The sequence below is a fragment of the Kutzneria buriramensis genome (assembly GCF_003387475.1).
Lineage (GTDB): Bacteria > Actinomycetota > Actinomycetes > Mycobacteriales > Pseudonocardiaceae > Kutzneria > Kutzneria buriramensis.
The window spans coordinates 216,859-242,284 of sequence record NZ_QUNO01000010.1 but is presented as its reverse complement, the minus strand read 5'-3'; the positions used below and the strand labels follow the sequence as shown (position 1 = coordinate 242,284).

Genomic DNA, 25,426 nt, shown 5'->3' with positions numbered 1-25,426 from the left:
GCCCCGGCCGACACGCCGAATTCGGCTAGTAATCGGCTGGTTCGACACGGTCGGGGCACGCTGGTCCTCCCGCTCGCCATCGCGGGCGGGTACCGTCGTGGAGAACGTGCGAGACCCATCGGAGTGGGTCGAGCCATCGTGACAGCCAGGTGACCCGGCGCCAGTCGGATCACCGGAGGGGACAGAGGTCAGCGGTCATGGCGCGTATCGGTGACGGCGGAGACCTGCTGAAGTGCTCCTTCTGCGGGAAGAGCCAGAAGCAGGTGAAGAAGCTCATCGCCGGTCCAGGCGTGTATATCTGCGATGAATGCATCGACCTCTGCAACGAGATCATCGAGGAGGAGCTGGCCGAGGCGGGCGACGTCAAGCTGGACGAGCTGCCCAAGCCGGCCGAGATCCACGACTTCCTCGACCAGTACGTGATCGGTCAGGACGATGCCAAGCGCACGCTGTCGGTGGCGGTCTACAACCACTACAAGCGGATCCAGGCCGGGGACCGAAACCGGGACGGCCGGGACGACGGCGTCGAGCTCGCCAAGTCCAACATCCTGATGCTGGGGCCCACCGGCTGCGGCAAGACCTACCTGGCGCAGACCCTGGCCAAGCTGCTCAACGTGCCGTTCGCCATCGCCGACGCCACCGCGCTCACCGAGGCCGGGTACGTCGGCGAGGACGTCGAGAACATCCTGCTCAAGCTGATCCAGGCCGCCGACTACGACGTCAAGCGGGCCGAGACCGGCATCATCTACATCGACGAGGTCGACAAAATCGCTCGGAAGAGTGAAAACCCGTCGATCACGCGGGACGTCTCCGGCGAGGGCGTGCAGCAGGCGCTGCTGAAGATCCTGGAGGGCACCACCGCCAGCGTGCCGCCGCAGGGCGGACGCAAGCACCCGCACCAGGAATTCATCCAGATCGACACCACGAACGTGCTGTTCATCGTGGCCGGGGCGTTCGCCGGGCTCGAGCGCATCATCCAGGACCGGGTCGGCAAGCGCAGCCTCGGCTTCGGCGCCGAGATCCGCTCCAAGGCCGAGATGGAGTCGTCCGACATCTTCGGCGACACCATGCCCGAGGACCTGATCAAGTTCGGCCTGATCCCCGAGTTCATCGGCCGCCTGCCCGTCGTGGCCAGCGTGACCAACCTGGACAAGCCGTCCCTGGTCAAGATCCTCACCGAGCCCCGCAACGCGATGGTGAAGCAGTACCAGAAGCTGTTCGAGATGGACGGCGTCGAGCTGGAGTTCACCAAGACCGCGCTCGAGGCCGTCGCCGACCAGGCGATCCTGCGCGGCACCGGTGCCCGGGGCCTGCGCGCCATCATGGAGGAGGTGCTGCTGCCGGTGATGTACGACATCCCCAGCCGCACCGACGTCGCCAAGGTGGTCATCACCGAGCAGACCGTCCGGGAGAACGTCAACCCGACCATCGTCGCCCGGCAGCCCAGCCGCCGCGAGCGCCGCGAGAAGTCGGCCTGACGCTCAGTACCGCAGACACCCGAAGGCCCGCCCACCGATTTCGGTGGGCGGGCCTTCGCGTTCGTGACGGAGATCGGTGCCGGCGCGGACTGTGACCCGCAGCTCCCGGTCCCTTCGCGGCCGGCGGCCTTCCGGTCGACCGCGGCCCGCGGGCCGCGGTCCCCGTGGCCGGTGGCCGCGGGTCCGGTCCGGCGCTGCTTGGTACGCCGCCCGAGACCTGTGCCGGTCCGGCCCGCGACCCCGCGTGGCCTGGTGGGGCGTTGTCGCGGTGTGCGACTCGCGTGGCCTGGTCGGGCGTTGTCTCGGCTCGGAATCGGCGGGGCCTGGACCGGGCTTGACCAGCTCCCGGGTCCCGAGCCCAGGACCGACCTTCCGGGACGGTCGGCCCTCCCTCAGAAGTTGATCATGTGGCCGGCGAGGCCGTGGACGGCTTCCTTGACGGCCTCGCTGAGCGTGGGGTGCGCGTGCACGTTGCGGGCGACCTCGTTGACGGTCAGGTCCCACTGCTGAGCCAGCGTCAGTTCCGGCAGCAGTTCGGTGACCTCCGGACCGATCATGTGCGCGCCGAGCAGCTCGCCGTACTTGGCGTCGGCGATCAGCTTCACAAAGCCGCCGGGCTCGCCCAGGCCGTGCGCCTTGCCGTTCGCGGTGAACGGGAACTTGGCGACCTTGACGTCGAAGCCCTTCTCCTCGGCCTGCTTCTGGGTGTAGCCGAAGCTGGCGATCTGCGGCTGGCAGAAGGTGGCGCGAGGGATCATCACGAAGTCCAGCTCCATGGTCTCCGCGCCGGCGATCGTCTCGGCGGCGACGATGCCCATCGACTCGGCGGCGTGCGCCAGCATCAGCTTCGCGGTGACGTCACCGATCGCGAAGATGTGCGGCACGTTCGTGCGACCGCGGGCGTCGATGTCGACGGCGCCGCGCTCGGTCAACCGGACGCCGGTGTTCTCCAGGCCGTAGCCCTGGGTCCGCGGCTGGAAGCCGATTGCCTGCAGCACCTTGTCGGCCTCCAGCACCTGCTGCTGGCCGTCCTTGGTGACGGTGACCCGGACCTTCTCGCCGGAATCGTCGATCGCGTCGACCCGGGTGGAGGTAAGCACCTTGATGCCGAGCTTGCGGTAGCGCTTGGCCAGCTCGGCCGAGACCTCCTCGTCCTCGAGCGGGACGGGCCGGTCGAGGAACTCGACGATGGTGACGTCGACGCCGTAGCCGTGCATCACGTACGCGAACTCGACGCCGATCGCACCGGCGCCGGCGATGACGATGCTGCCGGGCAGCTTGTCGCTGAGGATCTGCTCCTCGTAGGTGACGACCCGCTCGGACAGCTTCGTGCCCGGCAGCAGCCGGGTGGTCGCGCCGGTCGCGAGGATGCAGTGGTCGAACGTGACCGTTTCCCGGCCGCCGTCGGTGAGCGCCACCTGGATCGTGTTGGCGTCGGTGAACGTGCCCCAGCCGAAGAACTGCTGGATCTTGTTCTTCTTCATCAGGAAGTGGACGCCCTTGACCCGGCCGTCCGCGACCTTGCGGCTGCGCTGGAACGCGGCGCCGTAGTCGAGCGTGATGCCGCCCTCGGCATGGATGCCGAAGGCCTCGGCCTCGCCGGTCAGCAGGTGCGCCAGTTCGGCGTTGCGCAGCAGGGCCTTGGACGGGATGCAGCCCACGTTCAGGCAGACGCCGCCCCAGTACCGGTCCTCGATGATCGCCGTCCGCAGCCCCAGCTGCGCCGCCCGGATCGCCGCGACGTACCCGCCGGGACCGGCCCCCACCACCACGACGTCGAAGTGTGTGCTCATGGTTCAACCCTAGTCAGCGGCGTCCGCGGGTCTGATGTGACGTTCGAGCCGCAGACCGACGACACGCAGGCGGCCGATCGCCGGTGAGTCGCCTGTGAACTGAGTTCACAACCACTTTGGAGTGTGTCGACGAAACAGCGCCGGTGGTCGACCTGCTCAACCGCGCCGACGGCTCCGACTTCGCCAGGATGCTCGATGTCGCCGGAGATCGATGTCGCCGGAGATCGATGTCGCCGGTGGTTGAAGTCGCCGAAGGTCGAGTTGGTCGAACTCGCGGCTGGCCGCGTTCTTCGACGACCTGCTCGACTTCGACGGCGGGCTGGATTGCGTGTGAACTTCTCGATGTCGTCGGAGAGCTCGGGGGTGGTTGGCCTGCACGGCTTCGTCGGGGAGCAGGGGGGTGGGCGAACTTCTCGATTTCGCTGCTGGGGTGGTTTGCGTGCGACGTGCTCGTGGTCAGCGGAGGATGCGCTGGTCGCCGGTGTAGACGTTCATCGAGTCGCCGCGGAGGAAGCCGACGAGGGTCATGCCCTGTTCGTCGGCGAGTTCGGCGGCCAACGACGACGGTGCGGAGACGGCCGCCAGCATGGGCACGCCGGCCATGGCCGCCTTCTGAACGAGTTCGAACGAGGCCCGGCCGGAGACCATGAGCACCGTGCCGCGGAGCGGGATGCGACCGGCCTGCACGGCCCAGCCGATGACCTTGTCCACGGCGTTGTGGCGGCCGACGTCCTCCCGGGCGACGAGGAGCTCGCCGTCGGTGGTGAACAGGCCGGCTCCATGGAGGCCGCCGGTGGAGTCGAAGACCTTCTGGGCGGCCCTCAGCTTGTCGGGCAGGGAGGCCAGCACGTCGGCGGACACGGTGCAGGGATCGTCGGCGGGGGAGTAGCGGGTGCGGAGCTTGACCGCGTCCAGGGCGGCCTTGCCGCACACGCCGCACGACGAGGTGGTGTAGAAGTTGCGCTCCACGCCGACCTCGGGCGGGGCGACACCAGGGGAAAGTGAGACTTCCAGCACATTGTAGGTGTTTCGGCCGTCGGGACCGGTTCCAGCGCAGTAGCGGGCGGCCGAAATGTCCTCACGTTCACCGATCACGCCCTCGGTGAGCAGAAAACCGTGCGCCAGTTCCACGTCGTTGCCTGGCGTCCGCATCGTGACCGCGACTGCTTTTCCGTCAATACGCAATTCGAGTGGTTCTTCGGCCGCTAGTGCATCCGGACGATGGCGTTCGCCCTGGTGGGAGAGCTTGATCACCGGGCGGCGGACCGTCACCCTTCCCATTACGGAACCTCCTAGTTTCGTAAGTCTTCGCTTCATTCCGTTCGGCGCGTCAAGACTGCCGTTCGTCGTTACGTGCGCCACTCGGTCGTGCCGAGTCACACTCGATCCCAATAGGTTCCATTCTCAACTATCTGGGAGGGCAGTGGAGATGGGACTCGGGGTCCTTGATCGCTCGCGCACGATCGCGCCCGACGGGTGGAGCCGCTGGCTGGTGCCGCCGTCCGCGCTGGCCGTGCACCTGTCGATCGGACAGGCCTACGCGTGGAGCGTCTTCAAGACGCCGCTGGAGAAGGCCCTGCACCTGAACGGGGTGCAGAGCGGCCTGCCGTTCCAGCTCGCGATCGTCATGCTGGGCCTGTCGGCGGCATTCGGCGGCACGCTCGTCGAACGCAACGGACCGCGGTGGGCGATGGCGGTGTCATCCGTCGCGTTCGGCGCCGGGTTCCTCATCGCCGCGCTGGGCGTGGCGACGTCGCAGTTCTGGCTGGTCGTCGTGGGCTACGGCCTGGTCGGCGGCATCGGCCTGGGCATCGGCTACATCTCGCCGGTGTCCACGCTGATCAAGTGGTTCCCGGACCGCCCGGGCATGGCCACCGGTATCGCGATCATGGGCTTCGGCGGCGGAGCGTTGATCGCGTCACCCTGGTCGACGGCCATGCTGGCCGGCTTCGGCACCACCACCTCGGGCATCGCGGAGACCTTCGCGGTGCACGGCGTGGTGTACGCGATCTTCATGGCGATGGGTGTCTTCCTGGTGCGGGTGCCGGCCGACGGCTGGAAGCCGGCCGGCTGGGACCCGTCGATGGCCACTTCGCACAAGCTGATCACTACCAACAACGTGTCGGCCCGCAACGCCATCAAGACTCCGCAGTTCTGGCTGTTGTGGCTGGTGCTCTGCCTGAACGTGACCGCGGGCATCGGCATCCTGGAGAAGGCGTCGCCGATGATCGTCGACTTCTTCAAGGTGAGCCCGGCCCCCGCCGCCGGCTTCGTGGCGCTGCTGTCGCTGACCAACATGCTCGGCCGGTTCGTGTGGTCGTCCACCTCGGACGCCATCGGCCGCAAGAACATGTACCGCATCTACCTGGGTGTCGGCGCGTTGCTGTACCTGATCCTGGTGACGGCCGGCGGCTCCGCCAAGATCGTGTTCGTGCTGGCCGCCTGCCTGATCCTTTCCTTCTACGGCGGCGGTTTCGCCACCGTGCCGGCCTACCTGCGCGACCTGTTCGGCACGTACCAGGTCGGCGCCATCCACGGCCGGCTGCTCACCGCGTGGTCGGTGGCCGGCGTGGCCGGGCCGCTGATCATCGACGGCATCGCCGACGCGCAGCACGCCGCCGGCAAGTCCGGGCCGGCGCTGTACGCGCTGTCCTTCTACATCATGATCGGCCTCCTGATCGTCGGCTTCGTCGCCAACGAGCTGATCCGGCCGGTCGACAGCAAGTTCCACGAGCCGGTCGCGGGTTCGGACGCGCCGGCCGCCCAGGAGGTGGACGCGAAGTGAACCGCAGCGCGCTCATGGTGGTCGCCTGGCTCTGGGTCGCCGCGCCGTTCACCTACGGCCTCGTCCAGCTTTTCATCAAGGTGGTGCAGCTCTTCAAGGGCTGACAAGCGAAACCACTTCGGGGCCCGTGGCGAGAACGCCACGGGCCCCGAAGTCTACAAAGGATCGACTGGCGACCGAGCGACGATCCGCGGCGCGGCGCCGGTCGCCGACATCGGCCCCGTCAGCTCCGCTCGATACGGATGATGATCGCCTTGGACGTCGGGGTGTTCGACGTCTCGGCGGTGGATTCCAGCGGCACCAACGCGTTCGCCTCGGGGAAGTACGCCGCCGCGCAGCCGCGGGCGGTCGGGTACGCGATCACCCGGAACAGCTTGACCCGCCGCTCCACCACCCCGTCGCCGGACGGCCACTCGCTCACCATGTCCACCATGGACCCGTCGGCGACGCCCAGTTCGGACAGATCATCCGGGTTGACGAACACCACGCGCCGGCCGTCGTGCACGCCGCGGTAGCGATCGTCCAGCCCGTAGATGGTGGTGTTGTACTGGTCGTGGCTGCGCAGCGTCTGGAGGATCAGCCGACCGGCCGGCACACGGATGAGCTCCACCGGGTTGACGGTGAAATTGGCCTTGCCGGTGGTGGTCGGGAACGATCGCGAGTCGCGCGGCGGGTGCGGCAGCACGAAGCCGTCGGGTTCGCGGACACGCGCGTTGTAGTCCGCACATCCCGGCACCACACGGGAAATCCGGTCGCGGACGGTGTCGTAGTCACCCTCGAACGTCGCCCACGGCACCACGTGGTCGTCGCCGAACACCGCCCGCGCGAGGCGCGACACGATGGCGACCTCGGACAGCAGGTGCTCGCTCGCCGGCGCCAGCCGCCCGCGCGACCGGTGCACCACCGACATGGAGTCCTCGACGGTGACGAACTGGGTGCCACCAGCCTGGTCGTCCCGCTCGGTCCGGCCCAGGGTCGGCAGGATCAGCGCCGTCCGACCGGGAACGACGTGAGACCGGTTCAGCTTCGTCGACACGTGCACGGTCAGGTCCATCGAGCGCAAGGCGCGCTCCGTGACCTCGGTGTCCGGCGTGGCCGACACGAAGTTCCCGCCGACGGCGAAGAACACCTTGGCCTTGCCGTCGCGCATCGCATGAATGGCCTCGACGGTGTCGTAGCCGTGGTCCCGCGGCGAGGTGATGCCGAACTCGGTGTCCAGGGCGGCCAGGAACTTCTCCGCCGGCTTCTCGTAGATGCCCATCGTGCGGTCGCCCTGCACGTTGGAGTGACCACGCACCGGGCACACGCCGGCCCCCGGCTTGCCGATCATTCCCCGCAGCAGCAACACGTTCACCAGCTCGCGGATGGTCGGCACGGACTTCTTGTGCTGGGTCAGGCCCATCGCCCAGCAGATGATCGTCCGCTTCGACTCGATCAGCAGGCGGGCGACCCCAGCGATCTGCTCCCGGGACAGCCCCGTCGCCGCGTCCACCTCGTCCCAGTCCAGCTGACGGATGTCGGCCGCCCACTCCTCGAAGCCGTGCGTCGAGGACTCGATGAACTCGCGGTCCAGCACCGTGCCCGGCGCGGCGTCCTCGGCGGCCAGCACCAGGTGCCCCAGCGCCCGGAAGAAGGCCAGGTCACCGCCGAGCCGGATCTGGCAGAACTCGTCGGCCAGCGGCGTGCCCCTGCCGATCACGCCGCGCACGTTCTGCGGGTTCTTGAAGCGCATCAGCCCGGCCTCGGGCAGCGGGTTGACGGCGACGATGGTGGCGCCGTTGCCCTTGGCCTCCTCCAGCGCGGACAGCATGCGCGGGTGGTTGGTGCCGGGGTTCTGGCCCACGACCAGCAGCAGGTCCGCGTTGGTGACGTCGGCGAGGCTGACCGAGCCCTTGCCGATGCCGATGGTCTGGATCAGGGCCGAGCCGGACGACTCGTGGCACATGTTCGAGCAGTCGGGCAGGTTGTTGGTGCCCAGCGCGCGGGCCAGCAGCTGGTAGGCGAAGGCGGCCTCGTTGCTGGTCCGGCCGGACGTGTAGAAGATCGCCTCGTTCGGGTCGGCCAGGTCCCGCAGCTTGCCGCCGACCAGCTCGAACGCGTTGCCCCAGGAGATCGGCTCGTAGTGGCTCGCGCCCTCGCGCAACACCATCGGATGCGTCAGCCGACCCTGCTGGCCCAGCCAGTAGTCGGTCTTCTCGGCCAGCTCCGCGACGGAGTGCTCGGCGAAGAACTCCGGCGGCACCCGCCGGGTGGTGGCCTCCTCGGCGACGGCCTTGGCGCCGTTCTCGCAGAACTCGGCCAGCTTGCGGTGGCCCTGCGCCTCGGGCCACGCGCAGCCCGGGCAGTCGAAGCCCTCACGCTGGTTGAGCAGGCGCAGCGTGCGCACGCTGCGGGTGGCCCCCATCTGGTCCCAGCCGTGCTGGAGCGACACCAGCACGCCCTTCACCCCCGCGGCGTACGTCTTCGGCTCGCCGACCTCGATCTTGCTCTCGTCGACGTCCTGCTCCGGTGCCCTGCGCGTCATGACCTCATTCTCCGCCGCGGGCGAATCGGAGGCCAGGCGGGTCAGCAGCCCTGGCCGACGTCGATCGGGTGCTTCGGGTCGAAGTACGCCTCGGGCTTCTCGGTGGACGTGCCGCCGGCGCCGCTACCGGAGTACTGCGGGGCCAGCTGGTCCTGCCGCGCCAGGTCGCAGTTCATCGAATAGAAGTACGCCTTGGAGTTCGACGGCCACGGCTTGCCGTCGACCATCGTGTAGTCGGCGTTCTCGTGCACCACCGACACGATGTCCCAGGGCGTGCCCGGCGCCTCGTGCGAGGCCGGCTGGAACGCGTAGACGTAGACGAAGTTGGTGTGCACGACCAGCCGGCCCCTGTCGTCCACGGAGCTGGTCATCGAGCCGTCGACGCGGGGCGGCACCGGCAGCAGCTGGTAGCCGTCGGCGATCTTGGTGACCCAGCCGTTCGCGTCCGGCAGCTTCACGCCGGTCGCCAGGGTCGCGATGAACGGGGCGGTGTCGTGGTGCACGGTGACCTGCGGGTCGAGCCGGGATTCGGTGCTGGTGCGCTGCACCGCTTGGTACGCCGCGGTGACCTGCGCGGCGGTGAATCCGCCGACCGCGGTGGCGGCCGGCACGGGGATGGTGGTGGCCCAATTGGCGGCGGGAGTGTCGGCGAACGGGTGGGTCAGATCGACGTGCCCGGTGGACTCGATGGTCGTGGGATCCGGGCGGGCGCTCGTCGGCGGCGGGGCGGGCGCGGTGGTCGGGGCGGCGTCCGGCAGCGGCACGGAGCCGACCCGGTAGAGCAGGAACAGCGCCCCGGCGAACGCGACCAGCACGGTCGGGATCACCAGGCGGCTGAGCCGGGGACCGGGCTTGCGCGGCCGGGATCTTCGGGCCGCCCGGCGCGCCCGTCTCTCGGCACCGCGCAGCCACTTCGCATCCGTCAGGTCCGGATGGTTCTCGATGTCGTCCACGGCGTCCCCCCGTTTCGGCGCGAGCACTCTAGCAACGCCCATGTCACCCGTTAGATGGGTGCCGCCGGGGCTCCGTAGACTCTTCGCGTGACCGAGACCCTTCCGCAGCAGTACACCACCGACCTCCCCTCCGCCTGGAACCCGGCGGAGGTAGAGCAGGGGCTGTACCAGCGGTGGGTAGACAACGGCTACTTCGGCGCGGACGCGGCGAGCGACAAGCCCGCGTTCTGCATCGTGCTGCCCCCGCCGAACGTCACCGGCAGCCTGCACATGGGCCACGCCCTCAACCACACGGTGATGGACGCGCTGACCCGTCGCCGCCGGATGCAGGGCTACGAGGCGCTGTGGCTGCCGGGCATGGACCACGCCGGCATCGCCACCCAGAACGTGGTGGAGCGGCAGCTGGCCGGCGAGGGCCTGTCCCGGCACGACCTGGGCCGCGAGAAGTTCGTGGAGCGGGTCTGGGAGTGGAAGGCCGAGTACGGCGGCAAGATCCTCGACCAGATGCGCCGCCTGGGCGACAGCGTGGACTGGAGCCGTGAGCGCTTCACCATGGACGAGCCGCTGTCGCGGGCCGTGCAGACCATGTTCAAGAAGCTGTTCGACGACGGCCTGGCCTACCGCGCCGAACGGATCATCAACTGGTGCCCGCGCTGCCTCACGGCGCTGTCGGACATCGAGGTCGAGCACTCCGAGGACGAGGGCGAACTGGTCTCGATCCGCTACGGCGACGGCGACGCCTCGATCGTGGTGGCCACCACCCGCGCCGAGACGATGCTCGGCGACACCGCGGTGGCCGTGCACCCGGACGACGAGCGCTACAAGCACCTGATCGGCACCGAGGTCGAGCTGCCGCTGACCGGCCGCCGCATCCCGGTCGTCGCCGACGAGCACGTGGACCCATCTTTCGGCACCGGCGCGGTGAAGGTGACGCCGGCGCACGACCCGAACGACTTCGAGATCGGGCAGCGGCACTCGCTGCCGTCCATGACGATCATGGACTCCCGCGGCTGCGTCACCGTCGCCGGCCCGTTCGAGGGGCTGGACCGGTTCGAGGCGCGGCCGGCGATCGTGGCGGCGCTGCGCGAGCAGGGCCGGATCGTCGCCGAGAAGCGGCCGTACCTGCACTCCGTCGGCCACTGCTCGCGCTGCGACACCGTCGTCGAGCCGCGGCTGTCGTTGCAGTGGTTCGTCAACGTCGGCCCGCTGGCCAAGGCGGCCGGCGACGCCGTGCGCGACGGCCGCACCCAGATCCACCCGCCGGAGCTGGCCAAGCGCTACTTCGACTGGGTCGACAACCTGCACGACTGGTGCATCTCGCGGCAGCTGTGGTGGGGCCACCGGATCCCGGTCTGGTACGGCCCGGACGGCGAGGTCGTCTGCGTCGGACCGGACGAGGAGCCGCCGACCGGCCGGGGCTGGCACCAGGACGAGGACGTGCTGGACACCTGGTTCTCCTCGGGCCTGTGGCCGATGTCCACGCTGGGCTGGCCGGACCGGACCGCCGACCTGGCCAAGTTCTATCCGACCACGGTGCTGTCCACCGGCTACGACATCCTGTTCTTCTGGGTCGCCCGGATGATGATGTTCGGCCTGTACGCGATGGACGGCGCGCAGCCGTTCGACCACGTGTACCTGCACGGCCTGATCCGCGACGCCAACGGCAAGAAGATGTCCAAGTCGCGCGGCAACGTCATCGACCCGCTGAAGTGGCTGGACGCCTACGGGGCGGACGCGGCCCGGTTCACGCTGGCGCGCGGCGCCAACCCGGGCGGCGACATGGCGCTGGCCGAGGAGTGGGCCGGCGGCTCCCGCAACTTCTGCACGAAGCTGTGGAACGCCAGCCGGTTCGCGCTGCTCAACGGGGCCACCACGGCCCGCCCGGTGCCGGCCCGCGACCAGCTGACCGACGCCGACCGGTGGATCCTGGACCGCGCCGACCAGGTTGTGTCCGAAGTGGACGATCTGTTCGAGCGCTACGAGTTCGCGAAGCTGTGCGAGGCGCTGTACCACTTCACCTGGGACGAGTACTGCGACTGGTACCTGGAGCTGGCCAAGGTGCAGATCGCCGAGGGCGGCGAGCGCGCCGAGGCGACCCGCGCGGTGCTCGGGCACGTGCTGGACACGCTGCTGCGCCTGCTGCACCCGGTGATCCCGTTCATCACCGAGACGCTGTGGACCGCGCTGACCGGCGGCGACTCGCTGATGATCGCCGACTGGCCGAAGGTCGTCGGGGCCGAGGCCGATGTCGTTGCCGCGCGGCGGATCGACACCGTGCAGAGGCTGATCACCGAGGTCCGCCGGTTCCGGGCCGACCAGGGCCTCAGGCCGGGGCAGAAGGTGCCGGCCCGACTGTCCGGTGTGGACGAAGCCGACATCGCCGGCCAGCTGGCCGCGGTGCGGGCCATCGCCCGCCTGGACGAGCCGGCCGACGGGTTCACCGCGAGCGCCTCGCTGGAGATCGGCGGCGTGCGGGTCGAGCTGGACACCTCCGGCACGATCGACGTGGCCGCCGAGCGCAAGCGGCTGGCCAAGGACCTCGCGGCGGCCGAAAAGGAGTTGGCCCAGTGCGACGGGAAGCTGAACAATCCAGCCTTCGTCGACAAGGCGCCGGCGCAGGTCGTTGACAAGATCAAGGCGCGCCGGGAGGCCGCCGTCGCCGACATCGCGCGGGTGGCCGCGCGTTTGGACGCACTGCCGGAAGGGTGATTTCTCCATGACGGGTGACGGAATTCCGCAGCGCCCGTCGATGGAGGGCATCGAGGACAAGTGGTCGGGCCGGTGGGCAGCGGACGAGACATTCCGCTTCCACCGGCCCGATTCGCGTGCTGAGGTGTTTTCCATCGACACGCCGCCGCCGACGGTGAGCGGGTCGCTGCACGTAGGCCACGTCTTCAGCTACACCCACACCGACGTCGTAGCCCGGTTCCAGCGGATGCGCGGCAAGAACGTGTTCTACCCGATGGGGTGGGACGACAACGGGCTGCCCACCGAGCGCCGGGTGCAGCTGCGCTACGGCGTGCGCTGCCACCCCTCGCTGCCGTACGACCCGTCGTACGTGCCGGCGGAGACGTCGAGCAAGCAGCAGGTCGGGATTTCGCGGCGGAACTTCGTCGAGCTGTGCCAGCGCATGACCGTCGAGGACGAGAAGGCGTTCGAGGCGCTGTGGCGGCGGCTCGGACTGTCCGTGGACTGGTCGCTGACGTACTCGACGATCGGCACCTACGCGCAACGCGTGGCCCAGATGGGTTTCCTGCGGCTGCTCGCCGAAGGCCAGGCGTACCAGTCGGAAGCGCCGTCGCTGTGGGATGTCACGTTCCAGACCGCGGTGGCGCAGGCCGAGCTGGAGGCGCGGGACCACGCCGGCGCGTGGCACCGGATCTCCTTCGGGCCGGTGGAGATCGAGACCACCCGGCCCGAGCTGCTGCCGGCGTGCGTGGCGCTGATCGCCCATCCGGACGACGAGCGCTATCGGCATCTGGTCGGCACCACCGTGCGATCTCCCTTGTTCGGCATGGAGATCCCGGTGCTCACGCACCCGGACGCCGAGCCGGACCGCGGCGCGGGCATCGCGATGTGTTGCACCTTCGGCGATCTGACCGACGTCCGGTGGTGGCGTGAGCTGAAGCTGCCCACCCGCACGGTGATCGGCCGCGACGGCCGGTTCCTGCCGGAGCCGCCCGAGGGCGTGCCGGCCTCGCCGTACGACGAGCTGGCCGGGCTGACGTCGTTCAGCGCGCGCAAGCGGATCGTCGAGCTGCTGCGGGAATCCGGCGACCTGATCGGGGAACCGCGGCCGACGACCCGGCCGGTCAACTTCTACGAGAAGGGCGACAAGCCGCTGGAGATCGTGTCCAGCCGGCAGTGGTTCGTGCGCAGCCTGGAGCACCGGGAAACGTTGCTGCGTAGGGGATCCGAGCTCAAGTGGCACCCGGCGTGGATGCGCAACCGGTATGACGACTGGGCGAAGGGGCTGAATTCCGACTGGCTGGTCAGCCGGCAGCGGTTCTTCGGCGTGCCGTTCCCCGTCTGGTATCCGCTGGACGCAGGAGGCGAACCCCGTTACGAGGCGCCGATTCTGCCCGCCGTGGACGACCTGCCGGTGGACCCGTCCAGCCAGGTTCCGCCCGGCTACGACGAGTCGCAGCGTGGCGCACCCGGCGGGTTCGTCGGCGACCCGGACGTGATGGACACGTGGATGACGTCCTCGATGTCGCCGCTGATCGTGTCCGGCTGGGAGCGCGACCCGGAGCTGTTCGCGCTGACGTATCCGATGGACCTGCGGCCGCAGAGCCACGAGATCATCCGGACCTGGCTGTTCTACTCGGTGCTGCGCTCGCAGCAGGAGCTGGACGCGCTGCCGTGGGCGGACGCGGTGATCTCCGGCTGGATCCTCGATCCCGACCGGAAGAAGATGTCCAAGTCCAAGGGCGAGGTCGTCACGCCCGACGCCCTGCTCACCGAGCACGGTTCCGACGGCGTGCGTTACTGGGCCGCCTGTGGGCGGCCCGGCACCGACACGGCGTTCGACCCCAAGCAGATGAAGATCGGCCGCCGGTTGGCCACCAAGCTGCTCAACGCCAGCCGGTTCGCGCTGTCCTTCGACGAGCCGTCCTCATCGGACAGTGTCACGCACCCGTTGGACCGGGCCATGATCGCGGCGCTTTCGTCCGTTGTGGACGATGCGACGGCGGCGCTGGACGGGTTCGAGCACACCGCCGCGCTGGAGCGGGTCGAGCGGTTCTTCTGGACGTTCTGCGACGACTACCTCGAACTCGTCAAGGAACGCGCGTACGGGTTGGAGGGCGCAGGCTCCGCTCGGGTCGCCCTGCGTACGGGGCTCTCCACCTTGCTGCGGCTGTTCGCGCCTTACCTGCCGTATGTGACGGAGGAGGTGTGGTCCTGGTGGCAGTCCGGCTCCGTGCACCTCGCCCGGTGGCCGGAATCGCCGGGCGGCGGCGACGCCACCGCTCTGGACCTCGCCTCCACTGCCATCGCCGCCGTCCGCAAGGCGAAGTCCACCGCCAAGCTCTCCATGCGGGCCGACGTCGCCGTCGTCGAGCTGGCCGCCGATCCCGCCACGTTGGCGCTGGTCAAGGGCTTCGCCGACGACCTGGTGGCCGCCGGTCGGATCGGGGAGCTGCGCTACCTCGAGGTCGAGGGCGGCGACCTCGAGGTGTCGGTCGAGCTGTGAGGTGAGTGCCGATCTGGACCCCGGCGGTCCGGATCGGCACTCGACGTAGACTCAGGGCCGTACCCCCGTCGTCCAGTGCACCGGAGACCAGCGTGCCCCAGAACGATCCCGAGGCGCTCGCCGCGCTGCGCGAGGTCGAGTCCGAACTGGACACCCGCTGGCCGGAGACGAAGATCGAGCCGTCCACGGAGCGGATCGCGGCGCTGGCCGATCTGCTGGGCGAGCCGCAGCGGGCCTACCCAGTGGTGCACATCACCGGCACCAACGGCAAGACCTCGACCAGCCGCATGATCGACGCGCTGTTCACCCGGATCGGGCTGCGCACCGGCCGGTACACCAGCCCGCACCTCCAGCTGGCGACCGAGCGGATCAGCCTGGACGGGGCGCCGATCAGCGCCCAGCGGTACGTGGAGGTCTACCGCGACGTCGAGCCGTACATCGCGATGGTCGACGCCAAGTCCGACGTGAAGATGAGCAAGTTCGAGGTGCTCACGGGGATGGCGTTCGCGGCGTTCGCGGACGCGCCGGTGGACGTGGCGGTGGTCGAGGTCGGCCTGGGCGGCCGGTGGGACGCCACCAACATCGCCGACGGCAAGGTCGCGGTGGTGACGCCGATCGACATCGACCACACCAACTTCCTCGGCACGGACATCCTCGGCATCGCGGCGGAGAAGGCCGGCATCATCAAGGAGGGCGCGGTGGCGGTGCTCGCCGAGCAGCGCCCGGAGGTGGCGCAGGTGCTGCTGGAGCGCTGCGCGGAGGTCGGCGCGTCGGTGGCCCGTCAGGGCATGGAGTTCGGCGTCCTGACCACGGAGTCGGCGGTCGGCGGCCAACTGCTCAAGCTCCAGGGCCTGGGTGGCGTGTACGACGAGATCTTCCTGCCGCTGTACGGCGCGCACCAGGCGGCCAACGCTGCGCAGGCGCTGGCGGCGGTGGAGGTGTTCTTCGGCGCGGGAGCGGGCCGCAAGCTGGACATCGAGGCGGTGCGCGAGGCGTTCGCGGCGGTGACGTCGCCCGGACGGCTGGAGCGGATCCGCAACGCGCCGAGCGTGTTCATCGACGCCGCGCACAACCCGCACGGCGCCCGCGCGCTGGCGGCGGCGTTGCAGGAGCAGTTCGCGTTCCGGCGGGTGATCGGCGTGGTCAGCGTCATGGACGACAAGGACGTGGACGGCATCCTGGCCGCCCTCGAACCGGTGTTCACCGAGATCGTGCTGACCCACAACGGCTCGCCGCGGGCGATGGACGCCGACGAGCTCGGCGGCCTGGCCCGTGAGGTGTTCGGCGAGGACCGCATCGTCGTCGAGCCCCGGCTGGACGACGCCATCGAGGAGGCGATCCGGCTGGCCGAGGAGGTCGACGACGACGGGCCGGTGTCCGGCAGCGCCGTCGTGGTCACCGGCTCGGTCGTGACCGCGGGCGCCGTGCGCGCCCTGTTCGGCAAGGAGCCGCAATGACCGCCCCCGACCCGATGAAGGGCATTCGCGGCGTGATGGCCGGCACGATGGTGCTGGAGGCCATCGTGATCGGGCTGGCGCTGTTCGTGCTGGGCCGCGTCGACCACCTGGCCGGCTGGCCGGTGGCCGCGGTCGGCGTGCTCGCGGTGCTGATGATCGTGTCCAGCGGCTGTTTCCGCTTCCCGTGGGGCATTCCGTTCGCGGTCGTGCTCCAGGTGCTGACGCTGATCGGCTTCGTGCTGAGCGTGCCGCTGGGCATCGTCGGCGTGCTGTTCGGGCTGGTCTGGGTGTACCTGCTGTGGGTGCGCCGGGACGTGGCGCGGCGGATCGCCGAGGGGACGCTGCCCAGCCAGCAGCAGTGAGGCCTGGATCCCCGGTTGCGGCGCGCTGAGCCGTCCGGGCGAGAATGCACGCTCGCGCAGTCGAACGGGGGAGGACGACGATGACGGGGCCGTACCCGCAGCCCGGCCAATGGGGTCCGCCGCCGCCTCCGATCCCGCCGCGCAAGTCGCAGACCGGCGCCGTCATCGGCACCGTCATCGGTGTGGTCCTGATGCTGGGCCTCGGCACCTGGGCCGTGATCGGCATCATCAGCAGCCGGCACAGCACCGTCGTGTCGTCCACCACCAGCTCCCACCCGACCACCACGCGCCCGCCGCGGACGTCCACCACCAACAGCACCTCGTACCACGTGAACGACTGCGTGTGGCTGGACCTGACGTCCAGCGAGCGGGTGTCGTGCGCGTCGGACAAGGCCGCGTTGCAGATCAACCTGGTGATCCCCAAGTCCACCCAGTGCATCGGCGACTTCGACAGCTTCGGTGACCACTGGTATGACGACGACACGTCGCTGCGGTACTGCGCCTCGCTGGCCGTGCCCAAGGGCCAGTGCCTCAAGGCCGACCTCAGCGACACCGGCCTGGTCGAGCGGGCGCCGTGCAGCCCCGCGACCGCCGGCGCCAGCGGCGCCCCGCACGCCAAGCTGTACCAGGTGATCGACGTCGTCTCCGGCACTGACGGCAAGACCGTGTGCGACAAGGTGCCCGGCGCCGACGACACGTGGTTCTACCAGTCGAACCTGTCCGGCCAGTTCGCCTGCCTGAAACTGCTGGCCGGGTGACCGGTTACCCTGCTCCGCGGAGAATCCCATTACCTAAGGAGTTCGGACCACCGTGAGTGAGCGCACCCTGGTCCTGGTCAAGCCGGACGGCGTCAGCCGCGGCCTGGTCGGCGAAGTCATCGCCCGCATCGAGCGCAAGGGCCTGAAGCTGGCCGCGCTGGAGCTCCGCACGGCCGACCGCGCCGTCGCCGAGGAGCACTACGCCGAGCACGCCGGCAAAGCACTCTAACCACTTAGGTTCTTCTGCACATAGTCGGAATCCCCGCTCACGGGATTCCGATTCACCTGGAAATGAACTAGGATGTGCAGTATGGGGAAGATGGCGCGTGCTCGAATCATGCGGGCCGCTTCAGAGGGGGTTCCTCTCCGGGCGTTGCTCTATGCAAGGGCTTCTGCTGACAAGGAGAAGTCGGTAGACGACCAGGCCGACGAATGTCTGGAGTTCTGCGAGGACGAAGGCTTTGACGTCGTCCAGGTACTGCGGGAGAACAAACGCAGCGCGTCGCGGTATGCGACGAAGGAGCGGCCGCAGTTCAAGAAGGTCCTCGAATTGATGCGCTCGGGGACCGTGGATGTGCTCGTCACGTGGGAGAACAGTCGGGCGCAGCGAGACCTTGAGGTCTACGTCGAGCTCCGCAAGATCTGTGAAGAGTTCGGCGTCTTGTGGGCCTACGGTGGCGACGTCTACGACATGCGTGATCCTGCCGACCGGAAGGCTACGGCTCGGGATGCCGTCAACTCGGAGAGCGAGTCCGAGGACATCTCTGTGCGTGTAACCCGAGGAGTTCGGAGGCGTGCGAAGAAGGGCCTATGGCATGGTTCCCGCCAGTACGGCTACAAGCGCGAGCATGATCCTGATACCGGCAAGCCGCTGAGGCAGGTGATCGATCCCGTTCAGGGGCCGATCGTCCGTGAGATCGTGGACGGCCTCCTGGCTGGTCACTCCGTCAACTCGATCGTGAAGAGCCTCAACGATCGCAAGGTGCCCTGTTCGCGAAGCGGCGAGTGGAACGCGTCCAAGATCAGGTACTTCGCGATGAGTCCGGTGTACCTTGGAAAGCGAATTCTCAACGGTGAAGTTATTGCCGACGGTCAGTGGCCCGCCCTTGTGACTCCAGTCGAACACTACACTCTGGTTAACCTGTTGACGAACCCTAGTCGGGTTACGCACAAGGATGGAACTCGCGCCAAGCATCTTCTGTCTGGGATCGCCCTCTGTGGCCGTTGTGGTAGCACAATGGGCGTCATCAAGGCTGACGGTTACCCTTCATATGGATGTCGCCGCACTCGGCACATCGTTCGTAACAAGGCGCGAGTCGATGCGTTTATTGAGGCGGCCTTGTTTGCGGCGTTGGAGAGCTCCGACGCGGCCGATGTATTCCGTGTGTCGCAAGGCGAAGAGATTGCTGACGCGTTCGCTGAAGCCAAGGTGCTCCGCGCTCGGCTAGACGCGTTCTACGCGCAGGCTGCGCAAGGCAAGCTCTCCGCTACGGGCCTCGCCGCAGTCGAGGCCGACCTGCTACCGCAGATCGAAAAGGCTGAGCGGAAGGCTGAACAGGCAATGCTGCCGCCGGCGCTCCTTGGCCTCGTTGGCCCTCAGGCGCGACAGGTCTGGGGCACCCTGGAACCAGTTCAGAAGCGCGCAGTCGTCCGGACGGTCATGACGCCCAGGATCCTGCCGGTTGGCAAGGGAGCCAGGAACTACAACCGGCTGGGCGTCGAGCCAGGTTTCCACCATCAGGATGGGCAAGCGGCGTAGGACAACAGAACAAGGAGTGAGAGGTGCCGGAGCTGAATGGCTCCGGCACCTTTGCACATCAGACCGTTGGGTGCTGCCGAGCCAGCTTCAGAACGGAGGGGCGGAAGATGTCGCGCAGCCGGTCCTTCTGAGCGGGTGTGAACCTCACCGCCCTACCTGCTGCCCGCGCCTCCTCCAGCTCCTGGGCGGACAGAACGCTGTCGTGCTGGAGGGCGTGTCCGTTCGCAGTCACTTAGTCGGGGCCTCCGAGCCTTCAGTCTCGATGGTGGCCGGCACCAGCTGCGTGCCGGTGTTGTCGTGTGGATCGGACAGCGGGGTGACCTTGCCCTCACTGGAGGCGACGAACCCGAACGCGCCGAGCAGGGCAACGACGGCTGCAATCAGGCCGGTCAGCGCGCCGCCCTGGCCGTCGGTGATCAGGCCGGAGCCGACCAAGCCGGAGATGAGGGCGGTGAGGCCGCCGATGATCGCGGCGGCCTTGCGGACCGGTCGGGGGCGTCCTGGGGTGGAGTTGTCGTTCGGGGTGGTGGTCGGGTCAGCGGTCACGGTGCGGGTGATCCTTTGCTTGGTGGTGTGGGGTGGGAGGTTGTCCAGCCAGGTGTAGAGGCGGACGAAGGCGATGCCGGCGGCGACGGAGGCCCAGGCGATCAGGACGCCGAGGTAGAGCAGGCCGACCGCTGCGCGGTCGGCCTGGCTCAGGTCGGTCGTCACGGTCGGCGGATCCACTCACCTGCGAAGATCAGGTTCGGGTTCGGGATGCCGTTGAGGCTGGCGATGGCGTCGACGGTGGTGCCCCAGTTCGCGGCGAGCTGGGAGAGGGTGTCGCCCGGCTGGATGCGGTACATCTGGCCACCGGAGTTGCCGTTGCCGGGAACCTGGATGACCTGCCCGACGCGGATCAGGTTCGGGTTCGGGATGTTGTTGCGGCTGGCGAGTTCCTGCCAGGTGGTGCCGGTGCGCTCGGCGATGGCGGAGAGGGTGTCGCCGGCGACGACGGTGTAGGCGACCCAGCCGTCCGAGGGCGCCGACGGCGGGGTCGGCTGGGTGGGGGCGGAGACGCCGCCGATGAGCACGGCGGACAGGTCGACGCCGTCGACGGTGGCGTCCCGGTCGACCAGGCCGCCGAAGCCCGGGACCGAACCGCGGTTCGAGTGCTGGTGGATCGCCAGCGCCGGGTCCGAGTAGTCCGGGTGGCCCGGGTCGCCGTTCCACTGGGCGACCCACAACCTGGTCGACGGCGACGCCCAGCGGGACGGGACCAGCACGTTGCGGTACCAGTCCAGCGAGGCGTAGACGAGCAGGCCGACGCCGGTCCGCTGCTCGAACAGGTCGCGGAACGCACCGATCCAGGTGTTGGCGTCATCGCCGAGGCCGACTTCGACATCCAGCATCGGCAGCAGCGAGCCCGCCGCGAGCAGGTTGCGGGCGGTCAGCTCGGTGACGAAGTGGTCGACCTGCGCCGAGGGGTCGCCGGGGCGGGCGAAGTGGTAGCCGCCGGCGTGGATGCCCGCGCCGCGTGCGCCGTCGGCCTGGGCGGTGGCGTAGGGGTTGGTGTAGTCGGTGTCTTCGGTGACCTTGACCGAGACGAACGAGATGTTGTTGCCGGCGGTCGCCGTCCAGTCGATGGCGGAGCCCTGGTACGAGGCGATGTCGATGCCGTAGTTGGTCAAGCCGGACCTCTCTGCGTGCGGACAAGACGACGCCGGCCCATCCCCTGGAGCGGGGCGGGCCGGCGTGGTGATGGGTAGTGGCTCAGGTGCGCCGGGCGGCTGCGGCGTCGTCTTCGGCGGCGCGGCGGCGGGCGCGTTCGTGGTCGAGTTCGGTGCTCAGGTCGCCGATGCGGGTTTCCAGGGTGGCGATGCGGCCTTCCAGGGTGGAGGCGCGGCGGCGCAGGCTGACCAGCTCGGCCCGGTACGCCTCACGCAAGGCGGACAGGTCGGCGGCGTGGCTGGCTTCGCGGGTGGCCAACGCCTCCAGGTAGGCGGCGCGGTCGGCCCGATTCGCGGACAGCAAACGGAAGTTGGCCGTCAGGAGGTAGCCGACGACGATCACCAGCGCCCCGACGACGCCGAGGCCGGGCCACGTGCTGATGTCGCCCGCGGCCTCGCCGAGGGTCATGACTGCATCCCGACAGCGTAGGCAAGGGTGGCGCGGACCGTGCCGGTGCCGGTGGTGCGGTGGACTTCCAAGCGCACCTCGCAGACGTCACCGAACACGCCGGGCATGGCCACCGGCCCGATGACGAGCCCGCCGGCGGTGTCGGCTGCCACGGTCACGGTGCCCAGGACGGTGTTGGTGGCCAGGTCGCGCAGGCGGGCCTCGCCGGTGGTGTCGGCGAGGTCGGTGGCGGCGTGGATGATGGCGTGGATGCGGGGGTGCTGGCGGTTGAACATCCAGCGCTGCAACGGATCCCAGTCCGCCGATTGGGTCGCCGGCCAGTCGGCGGTGCGGTACGGGCTGAGGGTGCCGCCGATGTAGGGGCGGCCGATGCCCGCGCCGCTGGGGGTGTCGTCGGAGAAGATGACGTTGCCGGCTTTATCCCAGATGGCCAGACGCAACGCGCCCGCGCCGCTGGCTTCCTCGTGAACCGTCCGCAGCGCGGTGTGTGGTTCGGAGGTGGGTTGGGTGAGGCCGCCGACGAACAGGGTGCTTTGGCCGTTGCTGTCCTTGACGGTTAGGCCGCCCTGGCTGCGGATGGAGATCCCGGCGACGCTGACCATGTCGCGGCCGAGGGTGCCGCGAGCGACCTGGTCGATGCGGTCTTCGAGACGTCGGAGCCGGTCAAGGAGTGTGTCGGGTTGCGGGGTGAGCACGTAAGGGCGTTCTCCTTGCGGCTACAGGGATGCCGGCACGACGGCCAGGGTGAGCGAGAAGACGTCCGAGCCGCCCGACTGGCGGCTGATCTGGATGATGCGCCGCCGTAGCGGGCCGCTTGGTGTCCAGCGGTCGGGTTTGGGTTGGAACACGGCGTCGTCGCCGACCAGGTACGTTCCGGGTGCGGGGTCGGTGTCGACCCGCACGACGGCGGTGTCCAGCTCGGTTCCGGTGCGGTAAGCGGCTTGGTAGGAACGGGCGTAGGCGGCCAGGGTGTCGGGGTCCTTGACGTCGGTGTGGTCGCTGTTGACCAGGTCCAGCGCCGGCCAGCCTTGCGTGGTCAGGGAGTTGTCGGCTGCGGCGCCGATGAGTCGGCCGTGTTCCATGCCGTCGCCGGGGATCAGTGCCGTGGTGGCTTGGCTAGAGGCGTCTTCGTCGCTGCCCCAGGCGACTAGCGCCGCGCCGTGGTCGAAGACATACTCCGAGCCGGCCTGCCCCAGGTAGGGGTTGCCGAGCCTCGCGGTCCACTGGATCCGGCTGCCGTCCGGGGTCCAGCCGGGGAGGAAGTGGCAGTCGGGCCCGTTCTCGACGCCGACGAGTTGGCCGAGGCGCTGGCCGGTGGAAGCCAGTTCGTAGCCGAAGTAGGCGCGCTGGTTGGTGCCGGCTACCGACTCCGGCAGCAGCAGCGGCAGGTCACCGCCGGCGCGGTCGGTGGCGACGCGCAGGATCTCGGCGGCGATCGACGGCAGTGTCAGGTTGGTGAGCAGGACGTCGGCCCGTTCGTCGGCGTAGCCCCATGCGCCGAGCCGGGCCAGGACCCGCCTGTCGAAGACGCTCCATAGGCCGGACGCGCCGATCTCGACGATGTCGCTTCCGGGTTGGCGGCGGCGGGTGACGATCGGGCCGGCCCAGGTGACGGCGCGCCCTCGGGTGACGGCCAGGAAGCACCGCCAGGGCGTGGTGACTGCCCGCAGGTCGATCTCGGGCGGCACGGCGTCGAGCGGGATGTTCGCGGTGGCGGTGCCGGCAGCGTTGAGGGTGTCGGTGTAGGCGGGATCGGCCGGGAGTTCGGCCAGGATCTCGCCGGTCCGCAGGAATCCGACGACAGCGTGGAAAGCCAGGGAAGCGGCCACAGGTACCCCCGATCGGGTGATCCGTGGTCAACGCCGTCAGGCAGGTTCGGGAGGCCGCTATGCTGCTGCCCGCAAAGGGGTAACTCCCTGCGCAGACCCGAATTGACAACTAAGGAGTGCGCGCGAGAGAGCCCGGCGCTCTCGCAGCGAGAGGTACCCCCTCCCCACCACCACTTCACCAAACGTGATCCACCTGAGATCCACCGCCGGAGGCGGACTCAGCACAACCAGTCGTATCGGCTGGTTGAGCTGAGGCTGCTTGCCTTCCGCTCAACCAGGCGGAAGGAGAAGCTAGTGGGATTTCAGTTCGCCGGCCAGATCACAGTTCCGTGGCCGTTCGTGTTGATCTTTCTCGGCGGCGCGGCGGTGTTGGGGCAACCACGGATCTTGCGCGCCTGCGTTGCTGTTGTCAGGATCGTGCGCTCCCGGCTGGCGGTGCGGAGTTGGGGCGAGTCCAAGAACGTGCCGCAGCTAGGCCGGGAAGCGGTAGACGAAGAGGGCACCGTTGAATTGGGTCGACGACCACGTGCCGTCGTTGAAAACCCGGTTGGCGGTCAGGAACACGGTGTGCGCGCCGGTCAGGGTGTCGCTCACGCCGGTTTGAGTGCTGAACCAGCCGCCGCCGTCGGTCGGTCCGACGCCGACAGCGATGGCGAACGGGGCGTTGACGTCGTCGATGGTGATCCACAGATCGGCCCGGCTCCCGACGGTGATCAGCTCGGCTGAGCCTTGCGCGATCACGCGGTAGGGCCAGCCCGGGTCAGGCACGGAGACCGAGGCCAGGGAACGGTTGGTGCTCTGGTTGTTCAGCGCCCGTACCGGTGCGGCGAACATGGCGGGTTGGTGGGTGGCGTGCCATGTGGTTCCGTCCCAGGCTTCCAGCCCGCCGTTGCGGTAGCGGACCTGGCCGGCATACGCGCCCGGGTCGTTGGCCCGGTCGCCGGGCAGCATGACGCCGACGCCGGTCCGCATGGCCGCCGAGCGGCGGACGTCGACGACGGCCGAGCTCTGAATCTGGGTCGTGGTCGGGGTGATGGTGACCTGGGCCAGCGGCAGGCACCCGTCCGGGGCTTGCGGCGCGGTGGGCTGTGCGGCGGGCTTGCCGGCGATGGGCTCGACCGTGAACCCCGTGGTGGCGTCGCCGAGTCGCTCGTCCCTGATCCGCGCCACGATCAGGTCAACGCGCCCGTTGGAGGGGTCCGGTGGGGTGAGCTGGATCCGGCCGGGGATGTCGAGGGTGCCGACGTAGGGGCCTTGGCCGGTGCGGGTGATGACGGCCTGGCCGGGGTTGACGATGACGTTCATGGACGGGGTCGGGCTGTCCGCGACGACCAGGAGGTCCAGGGTCGCGCCGTTGCTGGTGGTCGAGGGCAGGACGCCGGAGCGCCAGCTGCCGGCCGCGCCAGGTGCGGGGCCGAGCACGGCTCCGAGGGCATAGCGGGCGGCCCGGGAATTGACCTTGAGCTGGGTCGCCCACGCGCCCAGCCCAGGAAGTGCCGATGTCAAAAGGACTTCACCGCCTTCGGGATCACCACCACGCCGGCCGCCAGGTGACGTGCAGACGCGCGGCGAGGTTGGGGACGTCGTTGTGTGTCAGGGCGAACTCAGCGCGGCCGCCGGCTGGGATGGTCAGCGCGTCCCAGTCGGGGATGATCGCCCGGTGCCGGCGTTGCGTCGCGCCGCCCAGTAGGACGGTGCGGGCGGCGATGTCGATCGTGACGACCTGCCCGACTGGGATCGGGTCGAGGTAGGTCAGGGTCGCGGCGCTGTCGGTGCGGGTGATCGTGATCGGCGGCGTCAAGGGCCCGAACAGCGACAGCACGGGCGCGGAGTCCGCGGTGCCGGGATTGGCCGCGACGGCGGGCCCCAGCCCGCTGGCGGTGCCGAAGTCCATGCCGCCCTTGGTCTCCAGGTCGAGGCCGCCGCCGGTCTCGAAGTCCAGGCCGCCCGCCTCCACCGGCAAACCGCCGTCGGCGTTCTGCGGCGTGGCGTACTTGCGCGGGTCGGGTGCCCGCAGGGCCAACGCGAACGACAGCGAGTAGCCACCGGGGTCGATGGCCACTTGAGTGGTGTCGGAGCGCGCGACCGACGCGGTGAGGTCACCGGTCTCCTCCGTGCAGCGCAGTTCAACCAGCCGGGTCGGGTCGGACGCGAGCGCGGCCAGCCGGTGCTCAGCGCGCCGCCGCGCCTCCCAACTGGTCGCGATCACCCGCCCGCCCAGGTCGATCGTCCGGGCACCGGCCCAAACCGGGGCCGGGTACCCGCCGTGCGCCCCGGTCCGGTCGGTGCTGGTGGTGCGCGCGGGCGGGCTGGACGACCAGCCGGCCTCGCTGGTGATCAGGTACTCGGTGCAGTCCGGGTCCGGGTCATCGTTGAACACCAACCCGTCCAGCACCCACCGCACCCGCAACCCCAT

The 25,426-nt window shown here is 69.2% G+C and carries 20 protein-coding genes and 1 pseudogene; 10 read left to right on the top strand and 11 right to left on the bottom strand.

Annotated features, from left to right (window positions below; translation table 11 throughout):
- Positions 1-197: 197 nt before the first annotated feature.
- Positions 198-1,478 carry an ATP-dependent Clp protease ATP-binding subunit ClpX gene (clpX, locus tag BCF44_RS28900; RefSeq protein WP_043718043.1) on the top strand — a complete coding sequence of 427 codons (1,281 nt, stop codon included), beginning with the start codon at positions 198-200 and terminating at the stop codon, positions 1,476-1,478.
- A 392-nt stretch (positions 1,479-1,870) separates the two neighbouring features.
- On the opposite strand, the gene lpdA is transcribed toward clpX, so the two are convergent.
- A complete protein-coding gene (gene lpdA, locus BCF44_RS28895; RefSeq protein WP_116177551.1) occupies positions 1,871-3,271 on the bottom strand; it encodes a dihydrolipoyl dehydrogenase in 1,401 nt (466 codons plus the stop codon).
- Positions 3,272-3,727: 456 nt separating this feature from the next.
- Positions 3,728-4,552, bottom strand: a complete 825-nt coding sequence (fdhD, locus tag BCF44_RS28890; protein WP_116177550.1) for a formate dehydrogenase accessory sulfurtransferase FdhD — start codon at positions 4,550-4,552, stop codon at positions 3,728-3,730.
- A gap of 148 nt (positions 4,553-4,700) precedes the next feature.
- On the opposite strand from fdhD, the gene BCF44_RS28885 reads away from it, so the two are divergent.
- Positions 4,701-6,056 carry an L-lactate MFS transporter gene (locus BCF44_RS28885; RefSeq protein ID WP_116177549.1) on the top strand — a complete coding sequence of 452 codons (1,356 nt, stop codon included), beginning with the start codon at positions 4,701-4,703 and terminating at the stop codon, positions 6,054-6,056.
- A complete protein-coding gene (locus BCF44_RS59315) occupies positions 6,053-6,160 on the top strand; it encodes an MFS transporter small subunit (RefSeq protein ID WP_425460087.1) in 108 nt (35 codons plus the stop codon). The genes BCF44_RS28885 and BCF44_RS59315 overlap by 4 nt, the downstream gene beginning before the upstream one ends.
- Positions 6,161-6,279: 119 nt before the next feature.
- Here the strand turns inward: BCF44_RS59315 and BCF44_RS28880 are convergent, their stop codons facing one another.
- Together BCF44_RS28880 and BCF44_RS28875 are read right to left on the bottom strand one after the other, a co-directional pair.
- Positions 6,280-8,580: an FdhF/YdeP family oxidoreductase gene (locus BCF44_RS28880; RefSeq protein WP_116177548.1), complete on the bottom strand. Its 2,301-nt coding sequence runs from the start codon at positions 8,578-8,580 to the stop codon at positions 6,280-6,282.
- Between the two features lie 41 nt (positions 8,581-8,621).
- Positions 8,622-9,533: a hypothetical protein gene (locus BCF44_RS28875; RefSeq protein WP_116177547.1), complete on the bottom strand. Its 912-nt coding sequence runs from the start codon at positions 9,531-9,533 to the stop codon at positions 8,622-8,624.
- An 87-nt stretch (positions 9,534-9,620) separates the two neighbouring features.
- On the opposite strand from BCF44_RS28875, the gene BCF44_RS28870 reads away from it, so the two are divergent.
- The 7 genes and pseudogenes from BCF44_RS28870 (at position 9,621) to BCF44_RS28840 (ending at position 19,063) form a co-directional block, all read left to right on the top strand.
- Positions 9,621-12,242 carry a valine--tRNA ligase gene (locus tag BCF44_RS28870; protein ID WP_116177546.1) on the top strand — a complete coding sequence of 874 codons (2,622 nt, stop codon included), beginning with the start codon at positions 9,621-9,623 and terminating at the stop codon, positions 12,240-12,242.
- Between the two features lie 7 nt (positions 12,243-12,249).
- The gene (gene valS / locus BCF44_RS28865) at positions 12,250-14,727 is read left to right on the top strand and encodes a valine--tRNA ligase (RefSeq protein WP_116177545.1); all 2,478 of its coding nucleotides are present in this window, start codon (positions 12,250-12,252) and stop codon (positions 14,725-14,727) included.
- 92 nt (positions 14,728-14,819) lie between these two features.
- Positions 14,820-16,184, top strand: coding sequence for a bifunctional tetrahydrofolate synthase/dihydrofolate synthase (gene folC, locus BCF44_RS28860; RefSeq protein WP_116177544.1), 1,365 nt, complete (start codon positions 14,820-14,822; stop codon positions 16,182-16,184).
- Complete coding sequence (locus BCF44_RS28855; protein WP_116177543.1) at positions 16,181-16,546, top strand: DUF4233 domain-containing protein; 366 nt, start codon at positions 16,181-16,183, stop codon at positions 16,544-16,546. The genes folC and BCF44_RS28855 overlap by 4 nt, the downstream gene beginning before the upstream one ends.
- Positions 16,547-16,626: 80 nt before the next feature.
- Complete coding sequence (locus tag BCF44_RS28850) at positions 16,627-17,304, top strand: hypothetical protein (protein ID WP_116177542.1); 678 nt, start codon at positions 16,627-16,629, stop codon at positions 17,302-17,304.
- Between the two features lie 52 nt (positions 17,305-17,356).
- A pseudogene (locus BCF44_RS28845) lies at positions 17,357-17,524 on the top strand (nucleoside-diphosphate kinase); the annotation flags it as partial.
- A 90-nt stretch (positions 17,525-17,614) separates the two neighbouring features.
- Positions 17,615-19,063 (top strand): recombinase family protein, encoded by a 1,449-nt coding sequence (locus tag BCF44_RS28840; protein WP_170217806.1) that lies wholly within the window; start codon positions 17,615-17,617, stop codon positions 19,061-19,063.
- A gap of 228 nt (positions 19,064-19,291) precedes the next feature.
- Here the strand turns inward: BCF44_RS28840 and BCF44_RS28835 are convergent, their stop codons facing one another.
- From BCF44_RS28835 to BCF44_RS28805, 7 genes are all read right to left on the bottom strand, one after another.
- Entirely contained in the window at positions 19,292-19,774 is a 483-nt protein-coding gene (locus BCF44_RS28835) for a hypothetical protein (RefSeq protein WP_246015667.1), read from the bottom strand.
- Entirely contained in the window at positions 19,771-20,733 is a 963-nt protein-coding gene (locus BCF44_RS28830) for a GH25 family lysozyme (RefSeq protein WP_116177540.1), read from the bottom strand. The genes BCF44_RS28835 and BCF44_RS28830 overlap by 4 nt, the downstream gene beginning before the upstream one ends.
- 82 nt (positions 20,734-20,815) lie before the next feature.
- Complete coding sequence (locus BCF44_RS28825; RefSeq protein WP_116177539.1) at positions 20,816-21,181, bottom strand: hypothetical protein; 366 nt, start codon at positions 21,179-21,181, stop codon at positions 20,816-20,818.
- Positions 21,178-21,876, bottom strand: coding sequence for a hypothetical protein (locus BCF44_RS28820; protein ID WP_116177538.1), 699 nt, complete (start codon positions 21,874-21,876; stop codon positions 21,178-21,180). The genes BCF44_RS28825 and BCF44_RS28820 overlap by 4 nt, the downstream gene beginning before the upstream one ends.
- Positions 21,877-21,897: 21 nt before the next feature.
- Entirely contained in the window at positions 21,898-23,010 is a 1,113-nt protein-coding gene (locus BCF44_RS28815; RefSeq protein ID WP_116177537.1) for a hypothetical protein, read from the bottom strand.
- A gap of 471 nt (positions 23,011-23,481) precedes the next feature.
- Complete coding sequence (locus BCF44_RS28810; protein WP_147328672.1) at positions 23,482-24,516, bottom strand: hypothetical protein; 1,035 nt, start codon at positions 24,514-24,516, stop codon at positions 23,482-23,484.
- A gap of 22 nt (positions 24,517-24,538) precedes the next feature.
- Positions 24,539-25,426: a phage tail family protein gene (locus tag BCF44_RS28805; RefSeq protein ID WP_147328671.1), complete on the bottom strand. Its 888-nt coding sequence runs from the start codon at positions 25,424-25,426 to the stop codon at positions 24,539-24,541.